Source organism: Streptomyces venezuelae (assembly GCF_008642355.1).
GTDB classification, from domain to species: domain Bacteria; phylum Actinomycetota; class Actinomycetes; order Streptomycetales; family Streptomycetaceae; genus Streptomyces; species Streptomyces venezuelae_B.
Window position 1 is genome coordinate 5,733,132 of record NZ_CP029193.1, and the last position, 25,999, is coordinate 5,759,130.

Consider the following 25,999-nt stretch of genomic DNA (forward strand, 5'->3'; position numbering starts at 1 on the left):
GGCGCGGGTCCTCAGCCCCGCCCTCCACGGACCAACGCCCAGAAATGTTCGAGGACCCTCTCCAGGTAGTCCCGCCCGGCCTCCCCGGAGGCGTCCGAACCGGCGCCGCCGCCCCAGCTCAGGGTCCGCGCCATCCGTGCCTGGTAGTCCTCGTGCATCTGCCGCAGCACGTCCTCGACGTGCCGCTTCTCCAGGGGCAGCAGCTTGCTGACGGGCCGCACGTACCCCTGCCATCGGGTGCCGACGGCACTGCGGAGCAGCTCGGCGAGCTGCTCCGCCCGCCCCGTGACGGTCACGAAGTCGGGCACGGACAGGGCGAGGACCTTGGCGAGGGCGGCGGACTGCCGTTCGTTGCCCCGCCACGTGTCGGTCTCCTCCATCCGCAGATACGCCTGGATCTCCACGCCCGCCCCGCGCGCGACGTCCTCCGGCGCGAGCCCGCGCGCGATCCGGTGCTCGCGCAGGGTCCGCGCGGCCCCCATGAGCTCCCCGGGGGAGCACCACAGCGTCGCGGCGAGCGCGGTGAGTTCGGCGGACGTGGGCGAGGCGAGCCCGCGTTCCCAGGCGGCGACGGTGTCGGCGGTGACGTAGGCGAGCCCGTAACTGGCCCGCATCCCATAGGCGACGTGCCCGTGCGCCATCCCGAGCGCCTCCCGGAGACGCCGGGCTGCGGGGAAGTCGAAGGGAGGGGTGGGCTGCGTGGGCTGCGTGGGCTGCTGGGGGCGGTGCGGCGGCTGGCCGGCTTGGCTCGGTTGCACGGGCACACCGTAGGCGCCCGTGGGGGTGGTGACTACGGTGTGTTTCTACGAGGTTGCGGATTGGTGGGAAGGTACGGGGACCGGGGGCGGCACAGGGGCCGGTACCGCTCGGCACGCTCCGAGCAGTTGCTCCAGCCCTCCGGCACCCGCCGCGCGTGGAAGAGCTGCCTCCGAGCCGGCTCGAAACGGGGCGACTTCAGGTGGTCGGGTCGAGGTGGCTTTTCAGCTCGCTCTCGACTGCCGACAGGTGATCAGTGAGTGTCGATGCGATTATTCCGCACGGGACACCGCCCTCTGAATAGACCCCGCCTTCGACTCGGGACGGAGGAAGCCGGTAGACGGTCGACCCGTCTGTTCCGCTCAGTGCGTAGAGCGAGCCCCCGCCGTCCGAGCCGAAAACAATCACGGAGTCCTCACGGCTGCCCGTGATCCTGGTCGGCAGATCGCCCCGCATTCCGGAGAGGGTGTGCCCCACCGGGTGGATGAAGTATCCCGATTCCATGTCGGGGAGACTCACCTCGGCCACCTTCTGGTAGAAGGCGACGAGGTCCTGAGGCACCCCTTCGGCAGCGGACAACTCGTCGAGGTCGGGAGAGGGCTCCGCAGCCCTCGCCACGAAGTTCTCGTCCGGCGGGTATCCGAACTTCCGCTCGAACTGCTCGGTGAAGGAGGTGGCGTACCCCTCCATCCGGCTGACCCAGCCTTCGATCCACTCACCAGTAATAGTCACGGAATCCCTCATCGATCGTCCGGCTGAAACTCTCGATCTCAGCTCTCGTTGCATTGGGGTTGGCTGCTCGGAAATCTGCCCAGTGGTTGGTTATGTCCTGATGGTGATTTGTGGTCCGCCCCCCTGACCTGCTCCCCAGAATTCCCCTCATGTTCGATGGGTGGTCAAAATCGAAGTCGGTGAACTCGGGGTGGCCACGATACTCCTGAGGTATGGCGTGGTGGGCGTCCCAGTCCCTGGGCAGGCGCTGACGACCGTCGCGGGCGAGAGACGCCTGAAACCTTCCTCGGTAGTTTTCGAGGCGAATGGTCGGAAACTCCGGATCCATTCCTTCCGGTACGCACTCGTCCGGGGCCAGCCCCAGTGGATCGGACGTCCGGTCCGGCGACGCGACATAGGCGTGGTGATTGGGAGCGGGTTCGAGGCCGAGCGGGTCGGGCGAGATGTACCGGGCCGTCTCCGGGTCGTAATGCCGGTGGTAGTTGTAGTGGTGTCCGGTCTCGGCGTCGGCGTACTGGCCGGGAAAGCGCAACGGACAGTCGACCGGCCCCGGCTCGACAGGAAGCGTGGCGCCCCAGACAGTTGCCCTGTGCCGCCAGACGATCTTGCCCGTCTCGTCGATCAGTTCCTTCGGAGTTCCCACGAGGTCGGCGACGATGGAGTAGAAGCGGGCGTCCGTCTCGTCGCCGTACACCGTCTGAGCCACCGGCTTGTGGCTTCCCGGTGTGTAGTCCCAGGTGGTCACGGATCCGCCGCTGTCCGCCTGTTCGGCGAGGCGTGTGCCGTCCCAGCTGAACCGGATCTCCTGAAGCGTGTCTCCGGACGCGCTCACGCACCGCTTGGCGACCCTGCGGCCGACCGGATCGTAGAGGTACCGCCAGTGCTGTCCGTCGGGAGTGGCCGTCTCGACCAGCCGGTCTTCCGCGTTCCAGGTGTAGGTCCAGGTGCGTGTCCGACCATTGAGCAGCCGACGTGACTTTCGTGTCAGACGGCCCTGCGCGTCGTGCTCGTAGACGGTGCGGCCCGCGCGCCGGATCAACGTGCCGACGAACTCCCGGGCACCGGCGCTGGATGAGCCCTGCGTGGTGCGCCCGTGGGGAGATTCCGCGTGAGTGAGGTTGCCGGTCGTGTCGTACGCGTACTGTTCGGTCCAGCCTTCCGCGGTAACCGCCGTTGTGCGGCCGTCGGCACCCGACGTGAAACGGTACGTGCCCCTCAGACGGTCCCTGAGCTCGGCGAGTCGCCCATCCTGTTGATAGGTGTACGTGCGCTCTTGAAGGAGCCTCCCGGAGCCCTCCGGGTGCGCCGTCGCCGTCTGTCCGATGAGTCGGTCGGCGGAGTCCCAGAACTGTGTGAGGGTGTAGACATCGCTGTGGCGCCTGGTGACCTCGCGGCCCATGGGGTCGTGGTCGAAGGCCAGTGTCCGGCCTGCGGACGAGAGAAGACACGGCCTGTCGGCGTCGTCGAAGGACCATTCCGAGACGTGCCCGCCGGGCGTTCTGCGAGCCGTACGACGGCCGAGCGCGTCATACGTGTAGGCCGTGAGACGCCCGTTGATGTCCTCGGTGGTGACGTGCCCGAGGACGTTGCGCTCCAAGCGGAGATCGACGGGGCCGTTGTTGGCATGAATGAGGCGCCCAGCGGCGTCGTACGCGTACGTCGTGGTGCCGTCCGCGGTGGTCTGGGCGATGGTGCGGCCCATGGCGTCACGAGTGAACGAGACGGTCTCGCCGCCGGCGTTGGTGCGTGCGCTGAGACGGCCCGCGCTGTCGTGGACGTAGGTGAGTGTTCTCCCGTTGAAATCGGTCTCGGAGACGAGGCGCCCGGCTTCGTCGTAGACGTAGGACCAGCGAAGCCCCTGCGGGTCTGCCACCTGGACAAGGCGCATCTCGGTGTCGTAGGTGAAGCGGTAGCTCTCGCCGCCCGGCCCTGTGCGGCCGGCGGGCAGGTCGAAAGCGCCTGTGTCGAATCGTGTGAGGCGCCCCGCCCCATCGCGGTGTTCGAGCAGGTTGCCCTCGCCGTCCCACACCCACTGTGCACGGTCGCCGCTGTCTGCTTCCTCGCGCCATTCAAGCTTGCCCTCGGGCGTCCACCCTGTGCGGGTACGGCGGCCCAAGGCGTCGACGACCAGCGCGGCCCGCCCGAAGGCGTCACGTTCGATCCGGGCGCTGTTCCCCAGTGGGTCCGTCGCGCCGACCAGCAGCCCCGCCGCGTCGGACTCGAAAAGGCTGGTGCGGTTCAGCTGGTCGGTCACGGCGCTGGGGCAGCCGCGGTCGTCGTACGCGTAGCAAGTGGTGAAGCCCGCCGGGTCGGTCGTCCGGACCCGGTTGCCCCGCTCGTCGTAAGCGTGCCGCCAGATCGCTCCGTCCCGGCCGACGGTGGTGATCGGCTGGTGCCACTCGTTGTACTCGGCTCTCTCGGTCGTCCCGTCGGGGTGGTGGACCGCGACGAGATCGCCCGACTCGTCGTAGTCGAAGGTCGTGCTGCCGCCCAGAGAATCCGTGAAGGAAAGGAGGCGGTTGCACCGGTCCCAGGAGCTGCGGGTCGTGTGCCCGAGCGGGTCGGTGACCGCCGTGCGCTGCAGCAGTTCGTTGTGGACGTACGTGGTCGTGTGGCCGAGGGAGTTGGTGTAGCGGGTCTTTCTTTTCTCCGCGTCGTAGGTGATCGTGCAACTGAGGATGGAGTCGATGCCCTCCCCGCGTATGCAACGGTCGTGTTCGTCGTACGTGAAGCGATACCAGGAACCGTTTCGGTCGGTCCATGAGGTGACGCGGGCACGCTCGTCATAGGTGAACCTGAAGGGCGTGCCGGAAGAGTTGAAGATCTCGCCGAGGTTGCCGTCGGCGTCGTACCGGTAACGCAGCAGCGTAGTGCCGGCGGGTCCCGCCTCGGGGTCGCGCAGGCGCAGCGCGGTGACCCGACCGCGGTCAGTGTCGACGTCGATGTGGTAACCGCCGGAGTGGTGTACGGCGACAGGAGTGCCGTCGGCGGCGCGGTCGAAGTCGATGCGGTGGCCGTTGCGGTCCGAGATCGCGGAGAGCGGCAGAGTAAACGCCGCGTCGTTCCCGGCGGCTCGGGCGACGGGGGTGAAGCAACGGGTGAGGCCGGTGGTGGGGTCGGTGATACGGATCGGAGCGCCGGGGGTGCCATCCCAGTCGAGGGGCAGGCGCGGTCCGTGCAAGGGCATGACGGGGGTGCCGGGTTCGGGTACCGGATAGGTGAGGATCATGCCGTCCTCGGAGGCGAACACCGCACCCTCGTGGTCGAGTTCGAGGCGCTCGTCCAGCGTGGAGGCCCACGACGGGCCGAAAGACCGGCCGGACGTGTATGTGGACAGGTGCGTGCGCCGCAGTACGACCGGCAGCAGGCCCGACAGCTCGACGTCCGTCTCCTCCATGATCATCTCGCCGGAGACCATGTCGATGGGGTCGCCGTTCTTGCAGCGGCCCTTGCCGGGCTTGCTGGTGGCCACGTCGTCCGCGCCGCGCCGCAGGCCGTTCTTGAGGCCCCTGGCCATGCCCTTGAGGCCGCCCCTGCCCAGCCCCTTCATGCCCTTGGCCAGTCTGCCGACAGTGGTCAGGCCCTTGCCGCCGGGTATGCAGTCCATGGCCGCGAAGGCCACGTCCATGAGGGTGGCTTGGCCTTTCGCGTACTTGCTCAAGGTGTCGGCCAGGACGATGGCGCCCGCGACGATCACGATGGCGGCGAGGATCGGCCCGCCGACGATCATCGCGATGATCCCGACGACGGCGACGACGACCTTGCAGACCGCGACGATGGTGTCCCAGTGGTCGGAGACCCAGTCGCCGACCTCCTCCCACCACTTGCGGTTCGGGATGCCCGCGTCGGAGGCCTCGTCGATCTTCTTCTTCGCCGTGCCCGCGGCTTCCTCGCGCATCTTGCGGGCATCGGCGGCCATCTTCTTCGCCGCTTCAAGCGCGCTCTTGGCGGCATCCACGTCGCCCTGCGCGGACTTCTGCGCCTTCTCCGCCGAGTTCGCGTTGCGGGTGGCGGCGCGGACCTTGTCCTCGTCCGGCTTGGGCACGTCCTTGCCGCCGCCGGGCTTGTCCTTGTACTTGTCGGCTTCCTTGCCCGCCCGCTCCACCCAGGAATCGGCGGAGGAGAGCCGGGACTTGGCGCTGCTCAGGTCTGCCTGTGCCTCGCGGCCCTTGACCAGCGCCTTGTCGGCGAGGGTCTGGGCGCGCTCCAGCTCGGGCCAGTACGCGGACAGCGCGTCGCCCGCCATCTCGTAGGACTTGCGGAGCTTCTTCAGCTTGTCCGGGGCGTCCTCGAACTTCTCCGTGAACGCATCGGCGGTCTTGCCCACCCACTTCAGGACCGCGTCCTCGCCCGCCATCCCCTTGATGTCACGGAGGACCCTGCCCACGTCGTCGGCGAAGTCGTGGAGGTTCTTCGCCAGCGAGCGCACCCGGTGCGGATCACCCGGCGTCGGATCCTGCTCCAGGTCCAGCACATGCCAGTCCGACGGTCGGTGGCTTCCCATACGACTTCCCCCGCCCCCGCTGCCCCACCCGTCACCGTACGCACGAGCGAAGCTATCGAATGAGTCCGTGTCACGTGAAGGCGATTACGTGGGCCAGTGGCGGGTCGTGGTGTAGGTCTTGGCCACCTTGCCGATCTCCTCCCATCGGTTTTCGTCCCGGCGGTCGAACCAGACGGGGCGCGCCCTCGCCGAGCGGCGTTTTTCGAAGGTGACCTCGGCCTGGACGCCGTTGACGGAGACGTGCTCAAGCTCGCGGTCCAGGGTGTGGCGGAGGGACGTGGGTGAGGTGTCGTCCTCGGGGAGCGCGGTCAGTGCCTTGGCCAGGGCCAGTGCGCCGTCGTACAGCTCCTCGTTGCCGCGTGCCGGGAGGTTGTCGTCGGGCTCGGCCGCGTAGTTGCGTACGCGGATGACGCCGTCGGGGAGCGCCCCGTCCCTCTTCTCCTCGGCCGACCGTTCCTTCGAGTCCGCGCAGGTGCCCTCCTGGTCGCCCTGGCTGATCACCGGGCCCTCGAAGCCGCCGGCCCGGAGCTTCTCCGCCCATACGTCGACCGGCGTGCCGGTCGGGACCACGACCGCGTCCGCCCGCGCCTCGGCGACCAGCGAGCGGATCTGGGATGTCTTCACCTTGTCGGGTGTCACGTCCAGGGCTTCGGTGGTGACGCCGTTCCTGCGAAGTGCCGTACCGATGCCGTCCTCCCGGTCCACCCAGAGCCTGTCCTCCGCGACGAGCACACGGCGCGCGTCGGTCTCGGAGCGGAGGTAGTGGGCGATCGCCTCGCCCTGCCGCGCGTCGTCCGCGGGGATCGCGAACGCGCCCCCGGCGTGGGCGTACTCGTGACACGTGCTGATCTCCGGCAGGAACGCCTCGTCCGTGTCGTGCACCCAGGAGAAGTCGACGGTGTCACCGATGACGGCGAGCATGTCCGGGTGCTCGGCCAGGAGCTCGCGGCTGCTCACGTCCGGGTCCGCGGTCACGGGGACGACGCGGAAGCGGCCTTTTTCGCCGTGCTTGTCGCCGAGTGTTTCCGCGAAGGCTGACTCGACCGTGCGCAGCTGCTGCGTCGTGAACTGCTTGTACTCCGACGTCGCGTACGTGCCCAGGGCGTTGCCGCCGTCCGCCGAGCCGCCCACGTGCCGGTAGCTGTGGGCCACGCCGATCTTGAAGACGGTTTCCTCGGGGCTCGTGTCCGGCGCGGCGAGGGCGCGGATGCCGAGGCCCGTGGGAATGCCGAGGGCGAGGATCAGGGCGGCGGGGAGCAGCAGGCGGCGGGCGGGGCGAGCGGGGTCCGGGCCGACGGGCACGGTGGTCGTCTTCGTGGTCGAGGGGGGCCTTGTGACCTCGTCCTGGATGTTCGGCGGGGTGTCGTCCTTCTGGATCACCAATGGCGCGGGGAGGGGGCCCGTTGCCGACAGCAAGCGGGCCAGCGTCGTCGCCGCGTCCGCCGGGCGGTCCGCCGGGTCCTTCGCCAGGAGGTCCAGGATCAGGCGTTCCACCGGCCGCGGCACCTCGGGGCGCGCCGCGCTCGGGCGCAGTGGCTCGTCGTTGATGTGGTGGTGCATGACGCCCGCCGCGGAACCGACGAACGGGGGCCTGCCGGTGCAGAGTTCGTACAGTACGCAGCCCAGCGCGTACAGGTCCGTCCGTCCGTCGCCCGGCTCCTGGCGGAACCGTTCCGGCGCCAGATACGGCACGCTCCCGAACGGCAGCTGCCCGCTCCGAGTGAGGCGCGCGTCCCCCGCCGCGCGCTCCATGAACGTCGCGATGCCGAAGTCGACGACCTTCGCGGTGCCGTCCGGCGTCACCATCACGTTGCCGGGCTTGATGTCGCGGTGCACGATGCCTGCCGCGTGCGCGACGTCCAGGGCGCGGCAGATGTCCGCCGCCCAGCGCAGCGCGTCCGCCACGGGCACGCGGACGCGCTCGCGCAGGATCTGGTCCAGTGAGCGGCCCTGGACGAGGGCCATCACCAGATACGGGGTGCCGTCGTCCTCGCCGTGGTCGTGGACGGCGACGATGTACGGGCTGTCCAGGGAGGCGGCGGCGCGGGCCTCCTGGCGGAAGCGGGCCAGGAGTTCCCGTCGCTCGTCCTCGGACGTCGTCGGCCCCGGCAGCAGGAGTTTGACCGCGACCTCGCGGCCGAGGCGCGTGTCGCGTGCGCGCCAGACCTCTCCCATGCCGCCCGCGCCGACCGGCGCGAGCAGCTCGTAACGGCCGTTGAGCAACCGCCCCCGCACCGGACCGCCTCCCCCTCGTGGAACCGTGTGATCAGCGGTTGATGGACTGGATCTCCTCCACGACCACGTCCTGCTCCGCGCCGAACTCGCCGTCGGGCAGGTCTTTTTCCTCGGTCACGCCCGTGCCGGTCCAGCTGATCTTCCATGTGACCGTGGCCTTCAGCGGGTACGAGCCGTCGCCGGACGAGCGGAGGTACTTCACGCCGCAGGGCGGGGTCTCCTTGGACTTGCCCTTCGCGTACGGCGTGCCGATCTTGTCGCCGACCAGGTCGCAGACACCATTGGCGGGGTACGTCTCCGCGTCCGCCGTGCCCGGGTCGATCTTCAGGGAGACGGGTGTGGCGGTCGTCGTGGCCTGGATGTCGAGCACGTCGACCCTGGCGGTCACGGACACGGGCTTGAACTCCGCCGCGTCCAGCCACGCCCACGTCGGCAGGTTGACCTTCGTGCCGCCCTCCGGGGCGAGGGACACCTCCGTGCCGGGGACGCGGATCTCGGCGTACGCGAGCTTCGCCAGGATCTCCGGGTCGATCGCCTCGGGGGCGTCCGGAGGCGGCGGGTCGCCCTCGTCGACCCAGAACGTTTCCTTCGTGCACTTGTCCCAGCCGGGCGGGTACGTCTTGTTGGGGAACGACGTCCACCAGTAGCCCTTGCCGGCCTTGTCCATGTTGAAGTTCTTGTACGGCTTGCCCTTGACGTAGCGCTCCTGCTGTTCCAGGTCCCACTGGTGCCCCGTGGAGTCCACGGCCCAGACGGCTTCGCGTTCCTTCTTGAACTCGGCGGGGGTGTACGTCGGGGCGTACCAGCAGGGCGGCGGGCTGTACGTTCCGGTGGGGGCGATGGCGCCGGTCTTGGGGCCCGAACCGTTCTTGGAACGGTCGAAGGAGATGCCGCCCGCGGTGGCGAGCAGGGTCCCGTCCTTCTCGCCGCCGGAGACGTCCGGCGTCGCCCCGGGGGTTCCGCCGCCGATGTCCTTCTCGGCGACGGCCGGCGTGGCGGACAGGGCCACGCACGTCATCGCCGCGATGGCTGTCAGCGCTGCTGACCTGTACTTCATGGCTGGCATTTGTCGCTCCCCCGAGTCGCGTTCAGTTCCGTGGTGACCCAGACCCCCGCGTCGTTCTTGCGCAGCTTCGCGGCGTACAGGACGTAGCTGTTCTTGGTGGCGGGGCCCTTGTCGACCTTGTCCTTCTTGAGGTACTTGTCGTACGCCTTGCTCTGGTCCTCGCAGTACGTGAGACCCGCGCCGTCCCCCTCGGTCGTGACGGTCGCGTCGTAGTAGCGGTACGCACCCGTCGTGCGCGCCTGCGCCTTCACGTAGGCCTGGACGTACTTCTGGGCGTTGGCCGCGGCGTCGCCCTCGTAGTAGAAGCGCAGGGCCTCGTGAGCGGGGGCGTGCTCGGCGATGGCCATGTCGACGGCCTGGATCGCCTGCTCCCTGTCGGCCAGTACGGCGTCCTTGGCCTTGTTTCCCGTCTTGGCCCAAGCGAAGGTGAACGTGACGTCCGACGGCAGCTCGATCTTCGGGCGCCGCGCCTCCGCCCCCGTCCCCGCGGACTCGTCCGCGGATGGCGACTTCTCGTCGCCCTGGTCCGCGCCGGCGATCTTGTCGTCGGCCTTCGGCTGGTCGTCGTCGCTGCCGCAGGACGTCAGAAGCAGCGCTGCGGACGCGGCGAGCGCGGCCGTCGCGAGGCGGAGAGGGCGGGTCACTGTTCGGCTCCTGGCAGGTGGGGACAGGTGGGGGAGGGCGCGAGCTCAGCACGCTAGTGCGGGTCCGCGCCTGATACCAGGGAGATGTGTGACCACGAAAGGGGCGAGGAGGAACGTATCGCCGCGAACTCATGTCACAGTTTCGTGTCCGCCGTAAGGGCGGTTCCCGACAGACCTCAGCCTGGCGGGCCCCACTCAGCCCTTCACCGCCCCACCCAGCGCGAACCCACCCCCGAGCTTCCGCGAGACGAGGACGTACAGCAGGATCACCGGCGTCGAGTAGAGGATCGAGAACGCGGCCAGCTGCCCGTACACCACCGTCCCCTTGTTGCCGAAGAAGTCGTTGATGCTGACCGACGCCGGCATCTGCTCCGGCGTGAGCAGCAGCATGAAGGGGACGAAGAAGTTGCCCCACATCATGACGAACGAGAAGACCGTCACCACGGCCACGCCCGGCCCCATCAGCGGCAGCACGATCCGCAGCAGGGACTGGAAGGACGACGCGCCGTCCGTCCACGCCGCCTCCTCCAGCTCCTTCGGCACGCCGTCCATGAAGTTCTTCATCAGCCAGATGGCGAAGGGGAGTTGGGACGCGGCGAAGAAGAAGATCGTGCCCTGCATCGTGTCGATCAGGTCGACCTGCACGAACAGCGCGTACACCGGAACCATGATCGCGGTGATCGGCAGGCTCGTCGCGAAGAGGATCGTCAGCATGAAGGGTCGGTTCAGGCGCGAGCGGTAGCGGGAGAGGGGGTAGGCCGCGAGAGCCGCGCAGACCACCGTGAGCAGCGTGCCGCCGCCGCAGAGCAGCAGGCTGTTGAGGAGCGGGGTGAAGGTGATCTCGGGGGTGAGGACCTGGTCGTAGTTGTCGAGGGTGAGGCTGTCGGGGAGCCGGACCCTGAGGTCCGCCTTCGGATCGAGGGAGGAGAGGACCACCCAGGCGAGGGGCAGGACGAACGCCGCCGCCACGACGAGCAGGCCCGCGTCGGCGGCGAAGCGGTGCGAAGCGCGGCGCGAACGCGGCGTACGGGTGAGCGACTTGACCGGCACTCAGACCTCCGTGCGGAGCAGGCGCATGTAGACGACGGAGAAGAGCGAGCCGACCAGGAGGAGCAGCAGAGCCACGGCCGTGCCGTAGCCGATCATGCTCTTCTGGAAGGCCTGCTCGTACATGAAGAGCGGCAGCGTCTGGCTGTCGTTACCCGGGCCGCCGCGCGTCATCACCCAGATCAGGCCGAAGACGGACAGGGTCTGGAGGGTGTTCAGCATGAGGTTCGTGCCGATCGAGCGGCGGATCATCGGCAGCGTGATGTGCCACATGCGCCGCCAGCCGCCCGCGCCGTCGACCTCCGCGGCTTCGGTGATCTCCTTGGGGATCTCGTTGAGGGCGGCGGAGTAGACGAGCATCGAGAACGCCGTGCCGCGCCAGACGTTCGCGAACGACACCGCGAGGATCGGCAGCGTGAACAGCCAGTTCTGGGACGGGAGATGGAGGAAGTCGAGGACGGCGTTGAGGGTGCCCTCGCGGCGGAAGAACGCGTAGAGGAGGAAGCCGGCGACGACCTCGGGCAGCACCCACGCCGTGACGACGATCGCGCCCGTGAGGGTACGGACCGGTTTGGAGGCGCGCTGCATGAGGGTGGCGAGGGCCAGGCCCAGCGTGTTCTGGCCGATGATCGAGGAGAGGAACGTGAAGACGAGCGTCAGCCAGACCGCGTTGAGGAACCGCTCGTCGCCGAACGCCTCGCGGAAGTTGTCGAGCCCTACGAAGCTCGACTCGGCCTGGCCGGTGAGCTGGAGGTCGGTGAAGGCGATGTACGCGCAGTAGCCGATCGGGCCCGCGAGGAAGAGGGCGAGCAGGACGACGGCAGGGGAGACGGGCAGGGCCCGGAGCAGCCCGCGGCGGACGCGGACGCGGGAGCCGGGGGGCCCGGCGGTCGGGGGCGCGGAGTGCGGGCGGCCCGGCGGCGACGGCGTCTTGGCGACGCCGCCGGGGCCCGCGGACGGTGCGGGGGATGCGGAAGTCACGTGCGGGCGCTCACTCTCCGGTGCGGGCAGGCACCAATTCCTCGGCTGTGCGGGCGCTCACTCCGCGGTGCGGGCGGGCGGTACATGCGGCGGCACCGGCGTACCCGGCGCGCTACTTCTCGATGACCTGGCCGTCCGTCGCCGAGTCGACTTCCTCGTCGTACCCGCTCGCGGCCTCCTCCACCGAGCTGTCACCCGTCGTCACCGACTCCATCGCCTCCTGGATCGCCGTGGACACCTTGGGATACTCGGGGTACGCGGGCCGGTAGTGCGTCGAGGCGACCAGGTCCGTGAAGAACTTGATGCCCGGCTGCGCCTTCACGTACGTGGGGTCGGCCGCGACGTCCTTGCGGACCGCGATGCCGGAGTTGGCGATGTACCACTTCTTGGCGTTGGCCTTGGTCTGCATCGTCTCGATGAACGTGAAGGCGAGGTCGGGGTTGTCGGCCTTGGCGGGGATCGCCCAGGTCCAGCCGCCGGACATGCTCACCTTGCCGGGCGCCTGGCCGTTCTGGGTCGGCATCGCGGCGAGGCCCAGCTTCTGCGACCACTCGGGCCACTCGTGCCCCGCGCCCTTGCCCCAGTCCTGCGGCAGCCACGAACCGTCGAGGTTGATCGCCAGCTTGCCCTCGGGCAGCAGTTCGCCGCGGACGCGCGTGGCGAAGTTCGGGTCGAGGGCGTCCGAGACGTCCGGGCCGAGCTTCTCCTTGTAGACGGTCTCCACGAACGCCAGGGAGTCCTTGAACCCCTGGCTGCCCGTGACCCACTTCTTCGCCGCCGGGTCGTAGAGCGGGTCCTTGCCCGTGCCGTACGCGAGCATCTGGAAGCCCTGCATCGTGGCCGCCTCACCGGCCGGTTTGCCCGTGTACACGTTGAGGGGCGTGACACCGGGGACCTTCTTCTTCACGGTGCGGGCCGCCTCCAGGACGTCGTCCCACGTCTTGGGCCGCCAGTCGGCGGGCAGGCCCGCCTTCTCGAAGATGGCCTTGCTGAACCAGAGGCCGCGGGTGTCCGTGCCGTCCGGTACGCCGTACGTCTTGCCGTCGGCCGCCTTCGCCGCCGTCTTGGCCGTGCCGATGAACTGGTCCCAGTCCTTCCACTTGGCCAGATAGGGGTCGAGGGGTTTCAAGTAACCGCTGGTGATGTCCGAGTTGATGAGGAACGTGTCCTCGTAGACCAGGTCGGGAGCGGTCTTGGGGGAGCGGAGCATCTGCTGCAGCTTCGTGTAGTACTCGGAGTCCGGTGCCTTGATCGGCACCAGCTTCACCTTCTTGCCCGGGTTCTCCTTCTCGAACTGCTTCTTGATGTCCTCCAGGTAGGTGTCCATGACTCTGATCTTGTTGTCGGTGGACTGCTTGAAGGAGATCTTCACGGTGTCGGGGTCGTCGCCGGAGCCGCCGCCGCACGCGGTGAGGGTGCCGGCGGCGAGCAGGGTGGAGGCGGCGAGGAGCAGTGGGGTGGTGGTGGGACGCACGGGCACGACCTCCTACTGGCCGACGCGGCGGGGCCGCCACGTGGGTTGCCCGGTGAACGTAAGGGCGTGCTCGGAGCAAGGTCAATGCCTCTGCGGGCGCTGTGCGTTGTCGCTCGTCACCACCGTGACAACGTTGTTGTCGCGCGTACGGCGGTGCGGCCTCCGGGGCGGGAAGTGCGGCGGGTCGCGGCGAGCGGGGGCGGGGCCGTGGCGAGGTTCAGTCGTTCGGCGTAAGCCAGCGGTAGACCAGTTCGGGGCGGCCGACGTGGCCGTACTGGGGGCTGCGGGCCGCGCGGGCCGTGTCGACGAGATGCTCGAGGTAGCGGCGGGCGGTGATCCGGGACAGGCCCGCGGACCGGGCGGCGGCGGTGGCGGTCAGGCCGTCGGGGGCGTCGCGCAGAGTGCGGATGACGCGTTCGAGGGTGGGGCCGCTCAGCCCCTTCGGCAGGGCGGCGGGACCCGGGGCGCGCAGGGTGGCGAGCGCGCGGTCCACCTCGTCCTGACCGGTGGCCTCGCCCTCCGCGGCGGCGGTGCGGAACTCCGCGTACCGGGTGAGGCGGTCGCGGAGCGTCGCGAAGGTGAACGGCTTCAGGACGTACTGGACGACGCCGAGGGACACGCCCTCGCGGACGATCGCCAGGTCCCGGGCCGACGTCACCGCGATGACGTCCGTCGGGTGTCCCGCGGCGCGCAGCGAGCGGGCCAGCTGGAGACCGTGGCCGTCGGGCAGGTGCAGGTCCAGGAGGATCAGGTCGACCTGGGTGCGGTCGAGGGTGCGGCGGGCCTCGGCGGCGGAGTGGGCGGGGCGTTCGATGGCCTCGAAGCCGGGGACGCGGTTGACGTAGAGGACGTGGGCGTCGGCCGCGACGGGGTCGTCCTCGACCACGAGTACGCGGATCACTGGGCGCCTCCCGGGCGGGTCTCGGCGGTGGCCGTCGTCAGGGTCACCTCGAACTCCGCGCCGCCCTCCGGGGATTCTCGTACCGTCAGAGTGCCACCGTTGCGGGTGACCGTCTGGCGGACCAGGGACAGGCCGAGGCCGCGGCCCGTGGCCGCCTTCGTCGACCAGCCGCGTTCGAAGACCGCCTCGCGTTGCGCGGGATCGACGCCGGGCCCCGTGTCCGAGACGCGCAGGAGGAGCCCCGCCGCGTCGGCCCGCGCCGTCACCGTGACGCGGGCGGCGGGGGACCCCTGCGCCGCGTCGACCGCGTTGTCGATGAGATTGCCGAGGACCGTGACCAGGTCGCGCGCGGGCAGGGACGCCGGGAGCATGCCGTCGTCGATGCTGCTGTCGTCGGAGACGACGAGCTCCACCCCGTGCTCGTTGGCCTGCGCCGCCTTGCCGAGCAGGAGCGCGGCGAGGACGGGTTCGCTGACCGCGGCCACCACCTGGTCGGTCAGCGCCTGCGCCAGCTCCAGCTCGGCCGTGGCGAAGTCGACCGCCTCGTCCGCGCGGCCGAGCTCGATGAGGGACACCACCGTGTGGAGCCGGTTCGCCGCCTCGTGGGCCTGCGAGCGCAGCGCCCGTGTGAACCCGCGCTCGGAGTCCAGTTCCCCGGTGAGCGCCTGCAGCTCGGTGTGGTCGCGCAGGGTCACCACCGTGCCGCGGCGCTCGCCGCCCGACACGGGCGAGGTGTTGACGACGACCACGCGGTCGGCGGTCAGATGCAGCTCGTCGACGCGCGGCTCGGCCGCGAGCAGCGCGCCCGTCAGCGGGGCGGGGAGCCCGAGCTCGGAGACGTTCCGGCCGATCACCGGCTCGTCCCGCACCCCGAGCAACTCGCGCCCGCCGTCGTTGATGAGGGCGACGCGCCGCTGCCCGTCCAGCATCAGCAGCCCCTCGCGCACCGCGTGCAGCGTCGCCTCGTGGTAGTCGTGCATGCGGCTCAGCTCGCCCGCGTTCATGCCGTGCGTACTGCGGCGCAGGCGCGCGTTGATGACGTACGTGCCGATCCCGCCGAGCACGAGCGCCGCGGCCGCCACTCCGATCAGCGCGACGAGCTGGCCGCGCGCCTTCTCGGTGATCTCCTCGATGGTGATGCCGGCGCTGACCAGGCCGACGATGCGGCCGTCCCCCTCGGTCGGACCGTCCCAGATGGGGGTGACGACGCGCACGGAGGGACCCAGCGTGCCGGTGTACGTCTCGGCGAAGGTCCGGCCGAGGAGCGCGTCCGCCCGGTGGCCGAGGAACCGCTCGCCGATGCGGCGTTCGTCGGGGTGTGTCCAGCGGATGCCGCTCGGGTCCATGATCGTCACGAAGTCGACGCCCGTGTCGCGCTGCACGCGCGTCGCGTACGGCTGGAGTTCCTTCGACGGGTCGTCGCCGCGGATGGCCTCCCGTACGGAGGGGGAGTCCGCGACCGCCCGCGCCGCCGCGGTCGCCTGGTGGCGCGCGCCTTCCTCGGCCTGGTGCTTGTCGCTCAGGTACGTGAAGAGGGCGCACCCGGCGACCACCGCCGTGACCAGCACGATCTGCATCGCGAAGAGCTGGCCCGCCAGGCTGCGCGGGAGCCTGCGCGGACGGGAGGGACGGGTGCGGGACATGGTGCAAGTCTGCCTCCTCGCACACGTGGTCGTTTCGGCGCGAACTAAATGAACGCAAGGGTGACCGCCCTCACAGGCCGGGAGATAGTCACCGGGATCCCCGGGACGCGAGCCGCACGTACCGAAGGCACCAGAGGCACCAGAGGCACCAGAGGGTGTCGGAGGGTGCCGGAGCACACAGGCACCACAACGCCGACGACGTCGTTCAAGGAGGGCCCCGTGACCACCACGGCCGACCCACAAGCGCAGCCCGCCGCCAAGCGGGACCGCACGCACTACCTCTACATCGCCGTCATCGGCGCCGTGCTGCTCGGCATCGCCGTCGGCTTCATCTGGCCGGACTTCGCCAAGGAGCTGAAGCCGGTCGGCTCCGGCTTCGTCGACCTGATCAAGATGATGATCTCGCCGATCATCTTCTGCACGATCGTGCTCGGCGTCGGTTCCGTCCGCAAGGCCGCGAAGGTCGGCAAGGTCGGCGGCCTCGCGCTCGCCTACTTCATCGCGATGTCCGCCGTCGCGCTCGCCATCGGTCTCATCGTCGGCAACATCCTGCACCCGGGCTCGGGCATGGACATCACCGAGTCCGAGAAGGGCGCGGGCCACAAGGCGGCCGACGAGGCGGACAAGGGCCTCGTCGACTTCGTGCTCGGCATCATCCCCAAGACCTTCGTCTCCGCCTTCACCCAGGGCGAGGTGCTCCAGACGCTGCTCGTGGCGCTGCTCGTGGGCTTCGCGCTGCAGGCCATGGGCCGCTCCGGCGAACCCGTGCTGCGCGGCATCGAGCACATCCAGAAGCTGGTGTTCCGGGTCCTCGGCATGATCATGTGGGCCGCCCCGGTCGGCGCGTTCGGCGCGATGGCCGCCGTCATCGGCGAGACCGGCCTCGACGCGCTCAAGGCGCTCGCCACGATCATGATCGGGTTCTACGTCACCTGCGTCCTGTTCATCGTCGTCGTGCTCGGCACGCTCGTACGGCTCGTGACCGGCGTCAACCTGTTCAAGCTGCTCAAGTACCTGGGCCGCGAGTTCCTGCTCATCCTCTCCACCTCGTCCTCCGAGTCCGCGCTGCCGCGGCTCATCGCGAAGATGGAGCACCTGGGAGTCAGCCGCCCCGTCGTCGGCATCACGGTCCCGACGGGCTACTCCTTCAACCTCGACGGCACGATGATCTACCTGACCATGGCCTCGCTCTTCATCGCCGACGCCATGGACCAGCCGCTCGGCATCGGCGAGCAGATCTCGCTGCTCCTCTTCATGATGATCGCGTCCAAGGGCGCGGCGGGCGTCTCCGGTTCCGGCATCGCGGTCCTCGCGAGCGGCCTCCAGTCGCACAAGCCCGCGCTGGTCGACGGCGTCGGCCTGATCATCGGCGTCGACCGCTTCATGAGCGAGGCCCGCGCCCTCACCAACTTCGCGGGCAACGCGGTCGCCACGCTCCTCATCGGCACCTGGACCAAGGAGGTCGACAAGGAGCGGGTCACGGCGGTGCTCGCCGGTCAACTCCCCTTCGACGAACGCACGTTGGTGGACGACGACGGGCATGGGGCGCCCGCCGTCGACGAGGACGGCCCCGGACGCGGCACGGAGGCCGTACCGGAGGCGCGTGACGACGGCAAGGAGCCGGTGAAGGTGTAGCCCACCGGCCCAGCCGTGCGAAGGGGCCCCCACCCCTCCTCCAAGGGGGCCGCCGGCGCCGCCCGCGACGTACGGGAACTTCCTCCTCGTGCGCCGTGGGCGGCGCTTTCTCGCGTGCCGGTGGCGGACGGGAGGGGGACGATCAGCCCGGTGACAAGTGCGGTGCGCAGGGCGGCGACAAGGGGCGGCGCCGGATGCGGTGGCCGGGCGGCGAGAGGTGCGGCGATCAGCCCAGCGTCGCGATGATGTCCCGCGTCCGCTCCGCCGGAACGCCCGCCGACATGAGCGCCGTCGACGCCGCGGCGCGGCCCGCGTCCTGCGGGTCGAGCAGGCCGTCGTTGACGGCCTCCATCAGGCCGAACAACTGCTGTTCGTGGACGTACGCGAGTGCGGCGGGCGGCAGGGGCGAGGTGAACGCGCCCTGGTCCAGGCCGAGTCGCAGGACGTTCACGCACTCCGCGCGGACCGGGGCGAGGCGCTGTCTGATGCCCTCCATCGCGACGCTGCGCTGCGCGAGGCCGACGAGCAGGCGGTAGCCGTCGGCGATCTCCCACACGGCGACCATCGAGTGGGCGAGCGACTCGGCGGGGTCGTCCGAGCGGGCGCGTCCGGAGGCGTGGGCCGCCGCGACCGCCTCGACCGCGCCGTCGATGAGGGCGCCGACCAGGGCCTCCCTGCTGGGGAAGTGGCCGTACACCGTCCTGCGCACGACGCCCGCCGCGCGGGCGATCTGGTCCATCGAGGCGTCCGGATCGCGCAGCAGTTCGGCGAGTGCCACCTCCAGGATGCGGCGGCGGTTGGCGTCGGCTCGGCTCATGGGCTCCATTGTGCACGCGCGTCCAGGAGGTCCCGGGAGGGGAGTTCGACGAGAGCCCGCCCGTTTTGCACGGTGCTGTGCAGTGGCGTAAATTGCACACTCGTGTGTAATTGCACAGTGCTGTGCAAGGTCACCGGACAAGTACGTATAAGAACCATGGAAGGGTGAGGCTTCGGTGGCTCTACTCATGAACCGACCGGTCGAGGAGATGAAGCAGCCGTACGCGCGCCGCTGGTGGGCGCTGCTCGTGCTGTGCCTGAGTCTCCTGATCATCGTGATGGCGAACACGGCGCTGACCGTCGCCGCCCCCGACATGACCAAGGACCTCGGGCTCTCCAGCTCCGACCTCCAGTGGGTCATCGACGGCTACACCGTCCCGTACGCCGCGCTGATGCTGCTCCTCGGCGCGATCGGCGACAAGTACAGCCGCCGCGGGGCGCTCGTGCTCGGCCTCGTCGTCTTCGGCGCCGGGTCCGTCGCGGGCTCGCTCGTCGACAGCTCGGGCGGCGTCATCGCGGCCCGCGCGGTGATGGGCTTCGGCGCGGCGATGATCATGCCCGCCACGCTCTCGCTGCTCGCCGCGACGTTCCCGCGTGCGGAGCGAGCCAAGGCGATCGTGCTGTGGACCGCCACGGCCGGTCTCGCGATCGCGGCCGGGCCGCTCGTGGCGGGCGCGCTGTTGCAGAACCACGGCTGGGCGTCGACCTTCCTGATCAACGTGCCGATCGCGGTGGTCGCCATCATCGGCGCCTTCGTCCTCGTGCCGCCGTCCAAGGCCGGGCACAGCAACCGGATCGACTACGTCGGCGGCGCGCTCTCCGTCATCTGGACCGGCGCGCTCGTCTACATGATCATCCAGGGTCCGCACTTCGGCTGGGACGCCAAGGCGATCTCGGCGGCCGTCGTCGCGGGCGTGGGCCTGCTCGCCTTCGTCGCCTGGGAGCTCCGCCACCCGCACCCGATCCTGAACGTCCGCCGCTTCCTCGACCGCCGCTTCGCGGGCTCGAACCTCGCGGTGGCGCTGTTCTTCCTCGCGGTGTTCGGCGCGTTCTACTACCTCACGCAGCACCTGCAGTTCGTCCTCGGCTACAACCCGCTGGAGACGGGCGTGCGCATGCTGCCGCTCGCGGGCGCGGTCTTCGTCGGCTCGGCGCTCACGGGCTACCTGACCCCGCGCATCGGCATGAAGATCACGGTGTCGGCGGGCATGGTCGCGGGCACGGTGGCCCTCGCACTCCTGACGCGTGTCGACGCGTCGTCCTCGTACGGGGACTTCGTCGCCCCGCTGATCATCCTGGGCCTGGCCATCGGCCTCGCCCTCTCGCCCTGCACCGACGCGATCATGGGAGCGTTCCCCGAGTCGGAACTCGGCGTCGGCGGCGCGGTCAACGACACGTCCCTGGAGCTGGGCGGCTCGCTCGGCATCGCCATCCTCGGCTCGGTCCTCGCCAGCTCGTACTCCTCGAAGCTGGCGGACGCCGCTTCGGCATCCGGCACGAAGCTGCCCGACGGCACGCTGGAGACCGCACAGGACTCCGTCGGCGCGGGCTACGCGGTGGCGCAGGGCATCGGTGACAAGGCGCACGAGGTCGCCGGGCAGGCCGCGAAGGCGACCTCGCCGGAGCAGGCCGCCCAGCTGAAGGGCCAGGCCGAGCAGCTCGCGCAGGGCGCGGGCAAGATGGCCGACGCGGTCGGCTCCGCGTTCTCGGATTCCGTGGCGCACACGAGCCTCGTCGGCGCGGCGATCCTCGGCGTCGGCACGGTTCTCGTGGCGGTGCTGCTGCCGAGGAAGTCGGCGTCGGCTGCGGATGCGGCTGCGGATACGGCTGTTCCGGAGGGCGCGGACGCGGACGGGGGCGTACGGGAGCGGGAGCCTCAGCGGTAACCGTGCGGGGGTTTCAGCGGTAGCGCCGCCCTCGGCGCCGACGATGTCGGCGTCGGGGGCGGCGTTGTCGCAGTTCCCGCTACTGGCCGTACTGGCCCTTCGGGCCGCAGGTGCGGCTCGCGTGGGCCACGAAGGCGGACCAGGACGACGGGTGGAGGAGCAGGGCGGGGCCCTGGGGGTTCTTTGAGTCGCGTTTGAACCAGGCGCCGTCCGGAGCGAGTTCGGGTGCTGTGTGGCGAGCGTTCATGGTCTACAGCTCTCGTTCCAGTCGGTTCAGGAAATCGGGCGTGTCCTCGGGCGGCAGAGCCGAAGCGGCCATGGCGTCGAACCGGCGCATGAACCGGTCGACTTCGCGGCGTTTGTCCGAGGGGTGCGTCGATCCCCAGGCGCTGTCGATCTGGACGCGGGGCGGCAGATGGTCGCCGAGATCCAGGATTGCGAAGTCGTTGGCGGAGCGGTAACCGCGACGGAACGGCAGTACCTGGATGGAAACATGGCCCCACGCCGACAACATCGCCGGCTTCTCGTACTGTTCGCGCATGATCTCGTCGCCCCCGACGGGGTAGCGCAGGGCGGCCTCTCCGAGGATGACGCGAAGCTTGACCTGGTTCTCGCGGGTGAGCACCTCCTGACGCTTCATCCGCAGCGCAACGCTGTTGCGGATGAGTTCCGACGTGGTCTCCTCGACCGGCTTCTGTACCTCGTGGATGGCGCGTGCGTACCCCTCGGTCTGCAGCAGGCCGTACACCAGCGTGGGGTGATGGGCCCGCATGCTGCGGGCCTCGGGCTCCAGGCCCACGAAGCCGTCCTCGTCGTCGACGTCTCGGGCCCCGTGCCCGTGTTCCCGGGGTTCGACGGGGGTGCCGACGCGGCCCTCCATGCGGGAGAGAGCGGACGCGGCCTGCTCGTAGTCCGGCAGCTCACCGTGGAGTTCGGATCGTTTCCGCGTACGGGAGTCGGCAAGACCGTACGCGCCAGGGTCGCCGACGGGGTCCGGTAGCTGCGGTCCAGCTTCTGTCTGGTCGGGGCGGGGCCGCTCGGGCATGCTGCGGGACATGGGGGCACGGCAGGCGCGCGGGCCCGCGCGGTGGCTGTTCTTGGGCGGGGCGGCGACGCTGGCGGTCAGTGGAGTGTGGGCGGTCTGGTCGGTGCGCTCAGGCGGCATGCAGGCGCAGGATGTGGCGGGGGTGCTCGGGCTTCCGCTCGGGGTCTTCGGGCTTGTCGTCGGCTCGGCCATCAGTTTGAGCGCGTTGCGCTTGCAGCGGGCGAGTGACGGGCTGGGCGTCGCCCTGGACCGGCTGGCGAGCGCCGTCGAGGACGTGGAGGTCGCCGAGCGGACGCACATGCTCGGTACGGGGGCGCACCTCATCGACCTGCACGTCGACGTCGAGCCGCGCGGTGGCGGTACGGCGCCGCGGGGGTGGCAGCGGTTGTCCGACGTGGCGCGGTGGTACTGCGAGGCACCGGGCCGCTTGGTTGTCACCGGGCCTCCCGGCGCGGGCAAGACGGTTCTCGCGGTGCATCTGGTGGTGCGGCTGCTGGCGGCTCGGTCGGTCGATTCCCTCGCCCCGGTGCCGGTGCGCCTGTCGATCCGGGACCTGCCGCCTGCGGGCGGGCGCAGATGGTGGGGGTCGCGGAAGGCTCGGGGAGGGCTCGAGCGATGGCTGGTGGCCAGTCTGGTCACGGCGTACGACGTTGATGGCTTCGCGGCCGTGGAGCTCGTCGCGCGGCGGCTCGTCATCCCGGTGCTGGACGGCCTTGACGAGATGGACACGGAAGGGGAATCGGAGCGCGCCGAGCAGGCTCTGAGTGCGCTCAACGGGTACCAGGGGCTCGGTGGCAGTGCCCCGCTCGTGCTCACCTGCCGTGAGGAACGGTACGCCGAGCTGGGCAGTCAGCAAGCCTGGTTGCGGGAAGCGACGGTGCTGCGCATCGCGGGAGTCGACGCGGACCAAGCGGACGCGTACGTGCAGCTGCGGTCCGACGGGCGGCCGTCGCCGATGGACGCGGTGGCCGGTGTGATGCGGGGGAGCGCGGCGGGGCCGGTGGCGGGGCTGCTGAGTTCGCCGTTCTACCTGGGGCTCGCCTTCGCCGTGTACGGGGGTTCGTCTCAGGGGTTGCGGCCGTTGACCGAGTTTCGGAGCGAGGACGAGCTGCGGGAGTATCTCCTCGCGCGCTGCGTCCCGACGGCGACTGCCGCCGCGAACGCGGCGGTGCGGCAGGCGCGGGTGAGCGTCGCGCAGGCGGGGACGGTATGGAGCCGGCAGCGCGAATACGAGGCCGGGGCGGTGCACCGGTGGCTGCGCGGCATGGCGGGGGTGGAAGGCGGGGTTGCCTCCCTGGGGAACGTCGTGGGGAAGTGGATCACGCTGGCCCTGTCGGTCGCGACCGGCTTCGCGCTGGTCGTGCCCGTCCTCCTCGTAGTTCCGGACATGCTCGCCGGGTGCTTCCCAGGGGGCTGGTGGGAGCACCGTTCGGGGCTCGGGATGTCCTGGTTCTGGGTGGGGCTGCTCACCCTGGGCGCCGGGGTCGGGTGGATGATCACCCTGTGCGACCGGGGGCCGTCACGGCCGCCGGAGCGGACGCGGCAGCGCCCGGCAAGGGTGGGCGAGCGCCTCGTCGCTGCGGCCCGCAGGGCGTGCCGGACCGGTTACGGAGCGCTGGTGCCCGCGGCCGCGACAGTGCTGGGTGCGTCGCTCGCGTACAGCGATTGGTACGGGGAGGTGCCGCTGCAGGGGTGGTACGCGCTCGGGGTGGTGATCGGCGGCACTCTCCCGACCGCGTTCGCACTCAGCGAGGACTTCGTCGCCCATACCGACTGCCGCGAGCGCAAGGGGTGCGTGGTCGTACCCGTGCTCGGATGGCTCGCGGGTCTCGTGCTGTCGGAGACCGACTCCCTGGCAGCCGTTTCCATCTGCTGGGCCGTGGTGGCGGGTGCGGGGATTCTTCTCAGGCACCTCGGGCTCGCGCGGAGTTACGCCTTGGCGGGGGGCGCCTTCACGTGTCTTTTCGTCGCGGACGGCGGCTCGCTGCGGCCGGACGGCGGCCTGACGGCGGGCGCGCCGGTCGGGTTCGCCACTGTGTACGTTCTCGGGTACTTCCTGCTGGGCTCGCACAGGGCGGGGGACACGCGGGACACGGCGCGGCGCGTGGGGCAGCGGGTCGAGTGGCTGCATCCGCTCGGCAACTTCCTCGTGCTGACGCTGGCCGGCCTGGGCGGCGCGGCAGAGCTCGGCTTCGCCGGCATCGTCCTCGTGGCCACCGCCCTCGCGATCCTGCCACTCATCGGCCCACTGATCCACGCCCTCCTCGTCCTCACCGCCTTCCTCCAACGCCGCACCCCTCTCACCCCCGACACCTTCCTCGCCTGGGCCTACCACGCAGGCCTCCTCCGCATCGTCGGCGGCGCCTACCAGTTCCGCCACAGCGAGCTCCAGGAATGGCTGGACCGAAACCCGACCCCATCCAGCCGTTGACACCACTCCACCTGAAGTACTACGTTCTGACCACTTCACCTGAAGTACAACGAAGAACGTGGCTCACCGCCACGGCCAAGGCCAAGGAGCCGCATGCGAAAGCTCGTCTACTTCATCGCCGTCAGCCTCGACGGTTTCATCGCCGGTCCCGACGGTGCCGACCCCACCGGCCCCGACGGGTTCTGGCCCGTCGCACAGGATTACGTCCAGCACCTCGCCGAGACGTACCCCGAGACCCTCCCCGCCCCCGCCAGGCAGGCCCTCGGCATCACCGCCGAGGGGACCCACTTCGACACCGTCCTCGAAGGCCGCAGGACCTACGCGATCGGCCTCGACGCCGGACTGACCAACGCCTACCCCCACCTGCGCCACTACGTCTTCAGCCGCACCCTCACCGAGAGCCCCGACCCGGGCGTCGAGCTCGTCGCCACCGACCCGGTCGAGAAGGTGCGGGAGCTCAAGAAGGAGGACGGCAAGGACATCTGGCTGTGCGGCGGCGGCGAACTCGCCGGAGTGCTGCGCGGCGAGATCGACCGCCTCATCGTCAAGATCGGCCCGCTGACCCTGGGTTCGGGCGTACCCCTGTTCGCGCAGAAGACCGCGTTCGACCCGGTCCTGTACGAGCGGAGCGACGCCGTGCTGCTCGACAGCGGCACGATCTTCCTGACCTACGACAAGACGGCCGGGGACGCCGCCTAGCGGCGAGGGGGAGCAGGTCGCCCCGCGCGCGTGATTCCCGTGCGTCCACCACCGACCGGAGTGGACGCATGATCACGACCAGCGAGACCACGATCACGACGGGCACGGCCACCACGGGCACGGCCACAGCCACCGCTCCACCGGTGCGGCCCGTCCCCCTCCGGGCGGAACGCGTCGCCCGGCTTCTCTCCCTCCTCGCCCCGCCGGTGTGCCTGTGGCGGCTGCCCATCGGGTTCGACTGCTCGATGGGCGCGGACGTCGCCCCGATGTCGTGGTCCCGGTGGGCCGACGTGTCCCATGTGGTCACGCTCAGCCTGCTGTCCGAGGCGTGCGCGCTGCTCTGCCACGGCCTGGTGCGGCCGTGGGGCGAGGTGGTTCCGCGCTGGGTGCCGGGGCTGCGCGGCAGACGCATACCGCCGTACGCGGTGATCATGCCCGCCACCCTCTTGGGGCTGCTCTTCACGGCCCTCCTGGTCGACCGGACGCTCTGCACCTTCCATCTCGCCGGGTTCTCCGACGTCCCGTACGCCAACGGGTGGTGGCGGCTCCTGGCCGCGTTGACCAGCGGCCTGATGGCGTTGTGGGGGCCGCTGATCCTCGCCCTGACGTACGCCCACCACCGGCGTCGGCGTGGTACGGCCCCGTCCGCCTAAGCGGTCGCCGCCGTCAGACGGTGACCCTCGCCCGCAGCGGCGCGCAGGAGAACGTCGGCCAGCTCGTCAGGGACCGAAAGCATCGGCCAGTGACCCGTCGCCATGTCGAAGAACGTGGCGCGCGGGTCGGCCAGGTGCTGGACGAGCGGCAACCCCGACGCCACCAGGGCCTCCAGCGCGGCGATGTCCATCGTGCCGCCGGTCGTGCAGAAGACGCCGGTCGTCGGGAGGGCCGCGACCGCGTCCGAGATCCGGAGCTTCTGCGCGTACGGGCCCGCAGGCGCGGGTGACGCCAGACGCGCGAGCCGGGCCAGCGCTTCGTCGGACACACCCGCCAGGTTCCCGTGCGCCCGCCACTCCTCCAACGACGGCGCCGGGATCCGCCAGCCGTCCTCCGCCCGCTCCTGCTGGGTCAGAGTCCGGTCCCTGGCCGGGCCGTCCGGCATCTGCTCCCGCACCTGGTCGATCATGGAGTAGCCGTCCTGCGGCATGGGGGAGTCCAGGTGGACCAGTCGCGAGACGCGGTCCGCGCGGCGGTCGGCGGCGCCCACGGACGGATAGATGCCGTAGCAGTAACCGACGAGAACTACCTCGGGCGCGTCGATGTGGTCGATCAGCTGCGTCACGTCCTCGATGTGCGTGTCGAGGTCGATGCCGGGACCCGCCAGGTGGCGGCGGTCGCCCAGCCCCGTGAGCGTCGCCGCGTGCACCTCCGCCCCCGCCGCCCGCAGCCCGGCGGCCACGTCCCGCCACAGCCAGCCACCCGTGTACCCGCCCGACACCAGCACGAACGACGCGGTCATGGTTCCTCCTCGTACGGTCAGCCGAGCGTGGGACCGCCCCGCGCTCGC

At 70.2% G+C, this 25,999-nt stretch carries 20 protein-coding genes; 5 read left to right on the top strand and 15 right to left on the bottom strand.

Annotated features, from left to right (window positions below):
• Nucleotides 1–11 precede the first annotated feature (11 nt).
• From DEJ47_RS26685 to DEJ47_RS26735, 11 genes are all read right to left on the bottom strand, one after another.
• A complete protein-coding gene (locus DEJ47_RS26685; protein WP_150175882.1) occupies nt 12–641 on the bottom strand; it encodes a helix-turn-helix domain-containing protein in 630 nt (209 codons plus the stop codon).
• A 313-nt stretch (nt 642–954) separates the two neighbouring features.
• Complete coding sequence (locus DEJ47_RS26690; protein WP_150172376.1) at nt 955–1,500, bottom strand: SMI1/KNR4 family protein; 546 nt, start codon at nt 1,498–1,500, stop codon at nt 955–957.
• Nucleotides 1,472–5,992 (bottom strand): DUF6531 domain-containing protein, encoded by a 4,521-nt coding sequence (locus DEJ47_RS26695; RefSeq protein ID WP_150172378.1) that lies wholly within the window; start codon nt 5,990–5,992, stop codon nt 1,472–1,474. The genes DEJ47_RS26690 and DEJ47_RS26695 overlap by 29 nt, the downstream gene beginning before the upstream one ends.
• A gap of 84 nt (nt 5,993–6,076) precedes the next feature.
• A complete protein-coding gene (locus DEJ47_RS26700; protein ID WP_150172380.1) occupies nt 6,077–8,227 on the bottom strand; it encodes a protein kinase domain-containing protein in 2,151 nt (716 codons plus the stop codon).
• A 31-nt stretch (nt 8,228–8,258) separates the two neighbouring features.
• Nucleotides 8,259–9,293: a hypothetical protein gene (locus DEJ47_RS26705; RefSeq protein ID WP_150172382.1), complete on the bottom strand. Its 1,035-nt coding sequence runs from the start codon at nt 9,291–9,293 to the stop codon at nt 8,259–8,261.
• The gene (locus DEJ47_RS26710; protein WP_150172384.1) at nt 9,281–9,937 is read right to left on the bottom strand and encodes a hypothetical protein; all 657 of its coding nucleotides are present in this window, start codon (nt 9,935–9,937) and stop codon (nt 9,281–9,283) included. Before DEJ47_RS26710 ends, DEJ47_RS26705 begins: the two co-directional genes overlap by 13 nt.
• 195 nt (nt 9,938–10,132) lie before the next feature.
• Entirely contained in the window at nt 10,133–10,987 is an 855-nt protein-coding gene (locus DEJ47_RS26715) for a carbohydrate ABC transporter permease (RefSeq protein WP_150172386.1), read from the bottom strand.
• Complete coding sequence (locus tag DEJ47_RS26720) at nt 10,988–11,965, bottom strand: carbohydrate ABC transporter permease (RefSeq protein WP_150172388.1); 978 nt, start codon at nt 11,963–11,965, stop codon at nt 10,988–10,990.
• A gap of 112 nt (nt 11,966–12,077) precedes the next feature.
• A complete protein-coding gene (locus DEJ47_RS26725; RefSeq protein ID WP_190415575.1) occupies nt 12,078–13,445 on the bottom strand; it encodes an extracellular solute-binding protein in 1,368 nt (455 codons plus the stop codon).
• A gap of 211 nt (nt 13,446–13,656) precedes the next feature.
• Nucleotides 13,657–14,340, bottom strand: a complete 684-nt coding sequence (locus tag DEJ47_RS26730) for a response regulator (RefSeq protein ID WP_223828516.1) — start codon at nt 14,338–14,340, stop codon at nt 13,657–13,659.
• Complete coding sequence (locus tag DEJ47_RS26735; RefSeq protein ID WP_150172392.1) at nt 14,337–15,983, bottom strand: sensor histidine kinase; 1,647 nt, start codon at nt 15,981–15,983, stop codon at nt 14,337–14,339. The genes DEJ47_RS26730 and DEJ47_RS26735 overlap by 4 nt, the downstream gene beginning before the upstream one ends.
• 219 nt (nt 15,984–16,202) lie before the next feature.
• Here DEJ47_RS26735 and DEJ47_RS26740 point away from each other — a divergent pair, with 219 nt between their 5' ends.
• The gene (locus DEJ47_RS26740) at nt 16,203–17,618 is read left to right on the top strand and encodes a cation:dicarboxylate symporter family transporter (RefSeq protein ID WP_150172394.1); all 1,416 of its coding nucleotides are present in this window, start codon (nt 16,203–16,205) and stop codon (nt 17,616–17,618) included.
• Nucleotides 17,619–17,844: 226 nt separating this feature from the next.
• On the opposite strand, the gene DEJ47_RS26745 is transcribed toward DEJ47_RS26740, so the two are convergent.
• Nucleotides 17,845–18,444, bottom strand: coding sequence for a TetR/AcrR family transcriptional regulator (locus tag DEJ47_RS26745; protein WP_150172396.1), 600 nt, complete (start codon nt 18,442–18,444; stop codon nt 17,845–17,847).
• A 178-nt stretch (nt 18,445–18,622) separates the two neighbouring features.
• Here DEJ47_RS26745 and DEJ47_RS26750 point away from each other — a divergent pair, with 178 nt between their 5' ends.
• Complete coding sequence (locus DEJ47_RS26750) at nt 18,623–20,320, top strand: MFS transporter (RefSeq protein WP_150172398.1); 1,698 nt, start codon at nt 18,623–18,625, stop codon at nt 20,318–20,320.
• A gap of 79 nt (nt 20,321–20,399) precedes the next feature.
• Here the strand turns inward: DEJ47_RS26750 and DEJ47_RS26755 are convergent, their stop codons facing one another.
• A complete protein-coding gene (locus DEJ47_RS26755) occupies nt 20,400–20,567 on the bottom strand; it encodes a DUF397 domain-containing protein (RefSeq protein WP_150172400.1) in 168 nt (55 codons plus the stop codon).
• Between the two features lie 3 nt (nt 20,568–20,570).
• Nucleotides 20,571–21,377 (bottom strand): DUF5753 domain-containing protein, encoded by an 807-nt coding sequence (locus DEJ47_RS26760; protein WP_223828518.1) that lies wholly within the window; start codon nt 21,375–21,377, stop codon nt 20,571–20,573.
• Here DEJ47_RS26760 and DEJ47_RS26770 point away from each other — a divergent pair.
• The 3 genes from DEJ47_RS26770 (at nt 21,376) to DEJ47_RS26780 (ending at nt 25,148) form a co-directional block, all read left to right on the top strand.
• Nucleotides 21,376–23,796 (top strand): NACHT domain-containing protein, encoded by a 2,421-nt coding sequence (locus DEJ47_RS26770; protein ID WP_190415579.1) that lies wholly within the window; start codon nt 21,376–21,378, stop codon nt 23,794–23,796. The two genes, DEJ47_RS26760 and DEJ47_RS26770, sit on opposite strands and share 2 nt — an antisense overlap.
• A 93-nt stretch (nt 23,797–23,889) precedes the next feature.
• Nucleotides 23,890–24,495, top strand: coding sequence for a dihydrofolate reductase family protein (locus DEJ47_RS26775; RefSeq protein WP_150172404.1), 606 nt, complete (start codon nt 23,890–23,892; stop codon nt 24,493–24,495).
• Between the two features lie 68 nt (nt 24,496–24,563).
• Nucleotides 24,564–25,148: a hypothetical protein gene (locus tag DEJ47_RS26780; protein WP_223828519.1), complete on the top strand. Its 585-nt coding sequence runs from the start codon at nt 24,564–24,566 to the stop codon at nt 25,146–25,148.
• Here DEJ47_RS26780 and DEJ47_RS26785 read toward each other — a convergent pair.
• Nucleotides 25,145–25,951: an alpha/beta fold hydrolase gene (locus DEJ47_RS26785; RefSeq protein WP_150172405.1), complete on the bottom strand. Its 807-nt coding sequence runs from the start codon at nt 25,949–25,951 to the stop codon at nt 25,145–25,147. The genes DEJ47_RS26780 and DEJ47_RS26785 overlap by 4 nt on opposite strands.
• Nucleotides 25,952–25,999 lie beyond the last annotated feature (48 nt).

Excerpts from the sequence above, each read along its gene's own strand:
- DEJ47_RS26685 (WP_150175882.1), bottom strand. The coding sequence starts at position 641 with ATGGCGCACGGGCACGTCGCCTATGGGATGCGGGCCAGTTACGGGCTC.
- DEJ47_RS26690 (WP_150172376.1), bottom strand. The coding sequence starts at position 1,500 with ATGAGGGATTCCGTGACTATTACTGGTGAGTGGATCGAAGGCTGGGTC.
- DEJ47_RS26695 (WP_150172378.1), bottom strand. The coding sequence starts at position 5,992 with ATGGGAAGCCACCGACCGTCGGACTGGCATGTGCTGGACCTGGAGCAG.
- DEJ47_RS26705 (WP_150172382.1), bottom strand. The coding sequence starts at position 9,293 with ATGCCAGCCATGAAGTACAGGTCAGCAGCGCTGACAGCCATCGCGGCG.
- DEJ47_RS26735 (WP_150172392.1), bottom strand. The coding sequence starts at position 15,983 with ATGTCCCGCACCCGTCCCTCCCGTCCGCGCAGGCTCCCGCGCAGCCTG.
- DEJ47_RS26745 (WP_150172396.1), bottom strand. The coding sequence starts at position 18,444 with ATGGAGCCCATGAGCCGAGCCGACGCCAACCGCCGCCGCATCCTGGAG.
- DEJ47_RS26750 (WP_150172398.1), top strand. The coding sequence starts at position 18,623 with ATGAACCGACCGGTCGAGGAGATGAAGCAGCCGTACGCGCGCCGCTGG.
- DEJ47_RS26755 (WP_150172400.1), bottom strand. The coding sequence starts at position 20,567 with ATGAACGCTCGCCACACAGCACCCGAACTCGCTCCGGACGGCGCCTGG.
- DEJ47_RS26770 (WP_190415579.1), top strand. The coding sequence starts at position 21,376 with ATGGGGGCACGGCAGGCGCGCGGGCCCGCGCGGTGGCTGTTCTTGGGC.
- DEJ47_RS26760 (WP_223828518.1), bottom strand. The coding sequence starts at position 21,377 with ATGTCCCGCAGCATGCCCGAGCGGCCCCGCCCCGACCAGACAGAAGCT.
- DEJ47_RS26775 (WP_150172404.1), top strand. The coding sequence starts at position 23,890 with ATGCGAAAGCTCGTCTACTTCATCGCCGTCAGCCTCGACGGTTTCATC.
- DEJ47_RS26780 (WP_223828519.1), top strand. The coding sequence starts at position 24,564 with ATGATCACGACCAGCGAGACCACGATCACGACGGGCACGGCCACCACG.
- DEJ47_RS26785 (WP_150172405.1), bottom strand. The coding sequence starts at position 25,951 with ATGACCGCGTCGTTCGTGCTGGTGTCGGGCGGGTACACGGGTGGCTGG.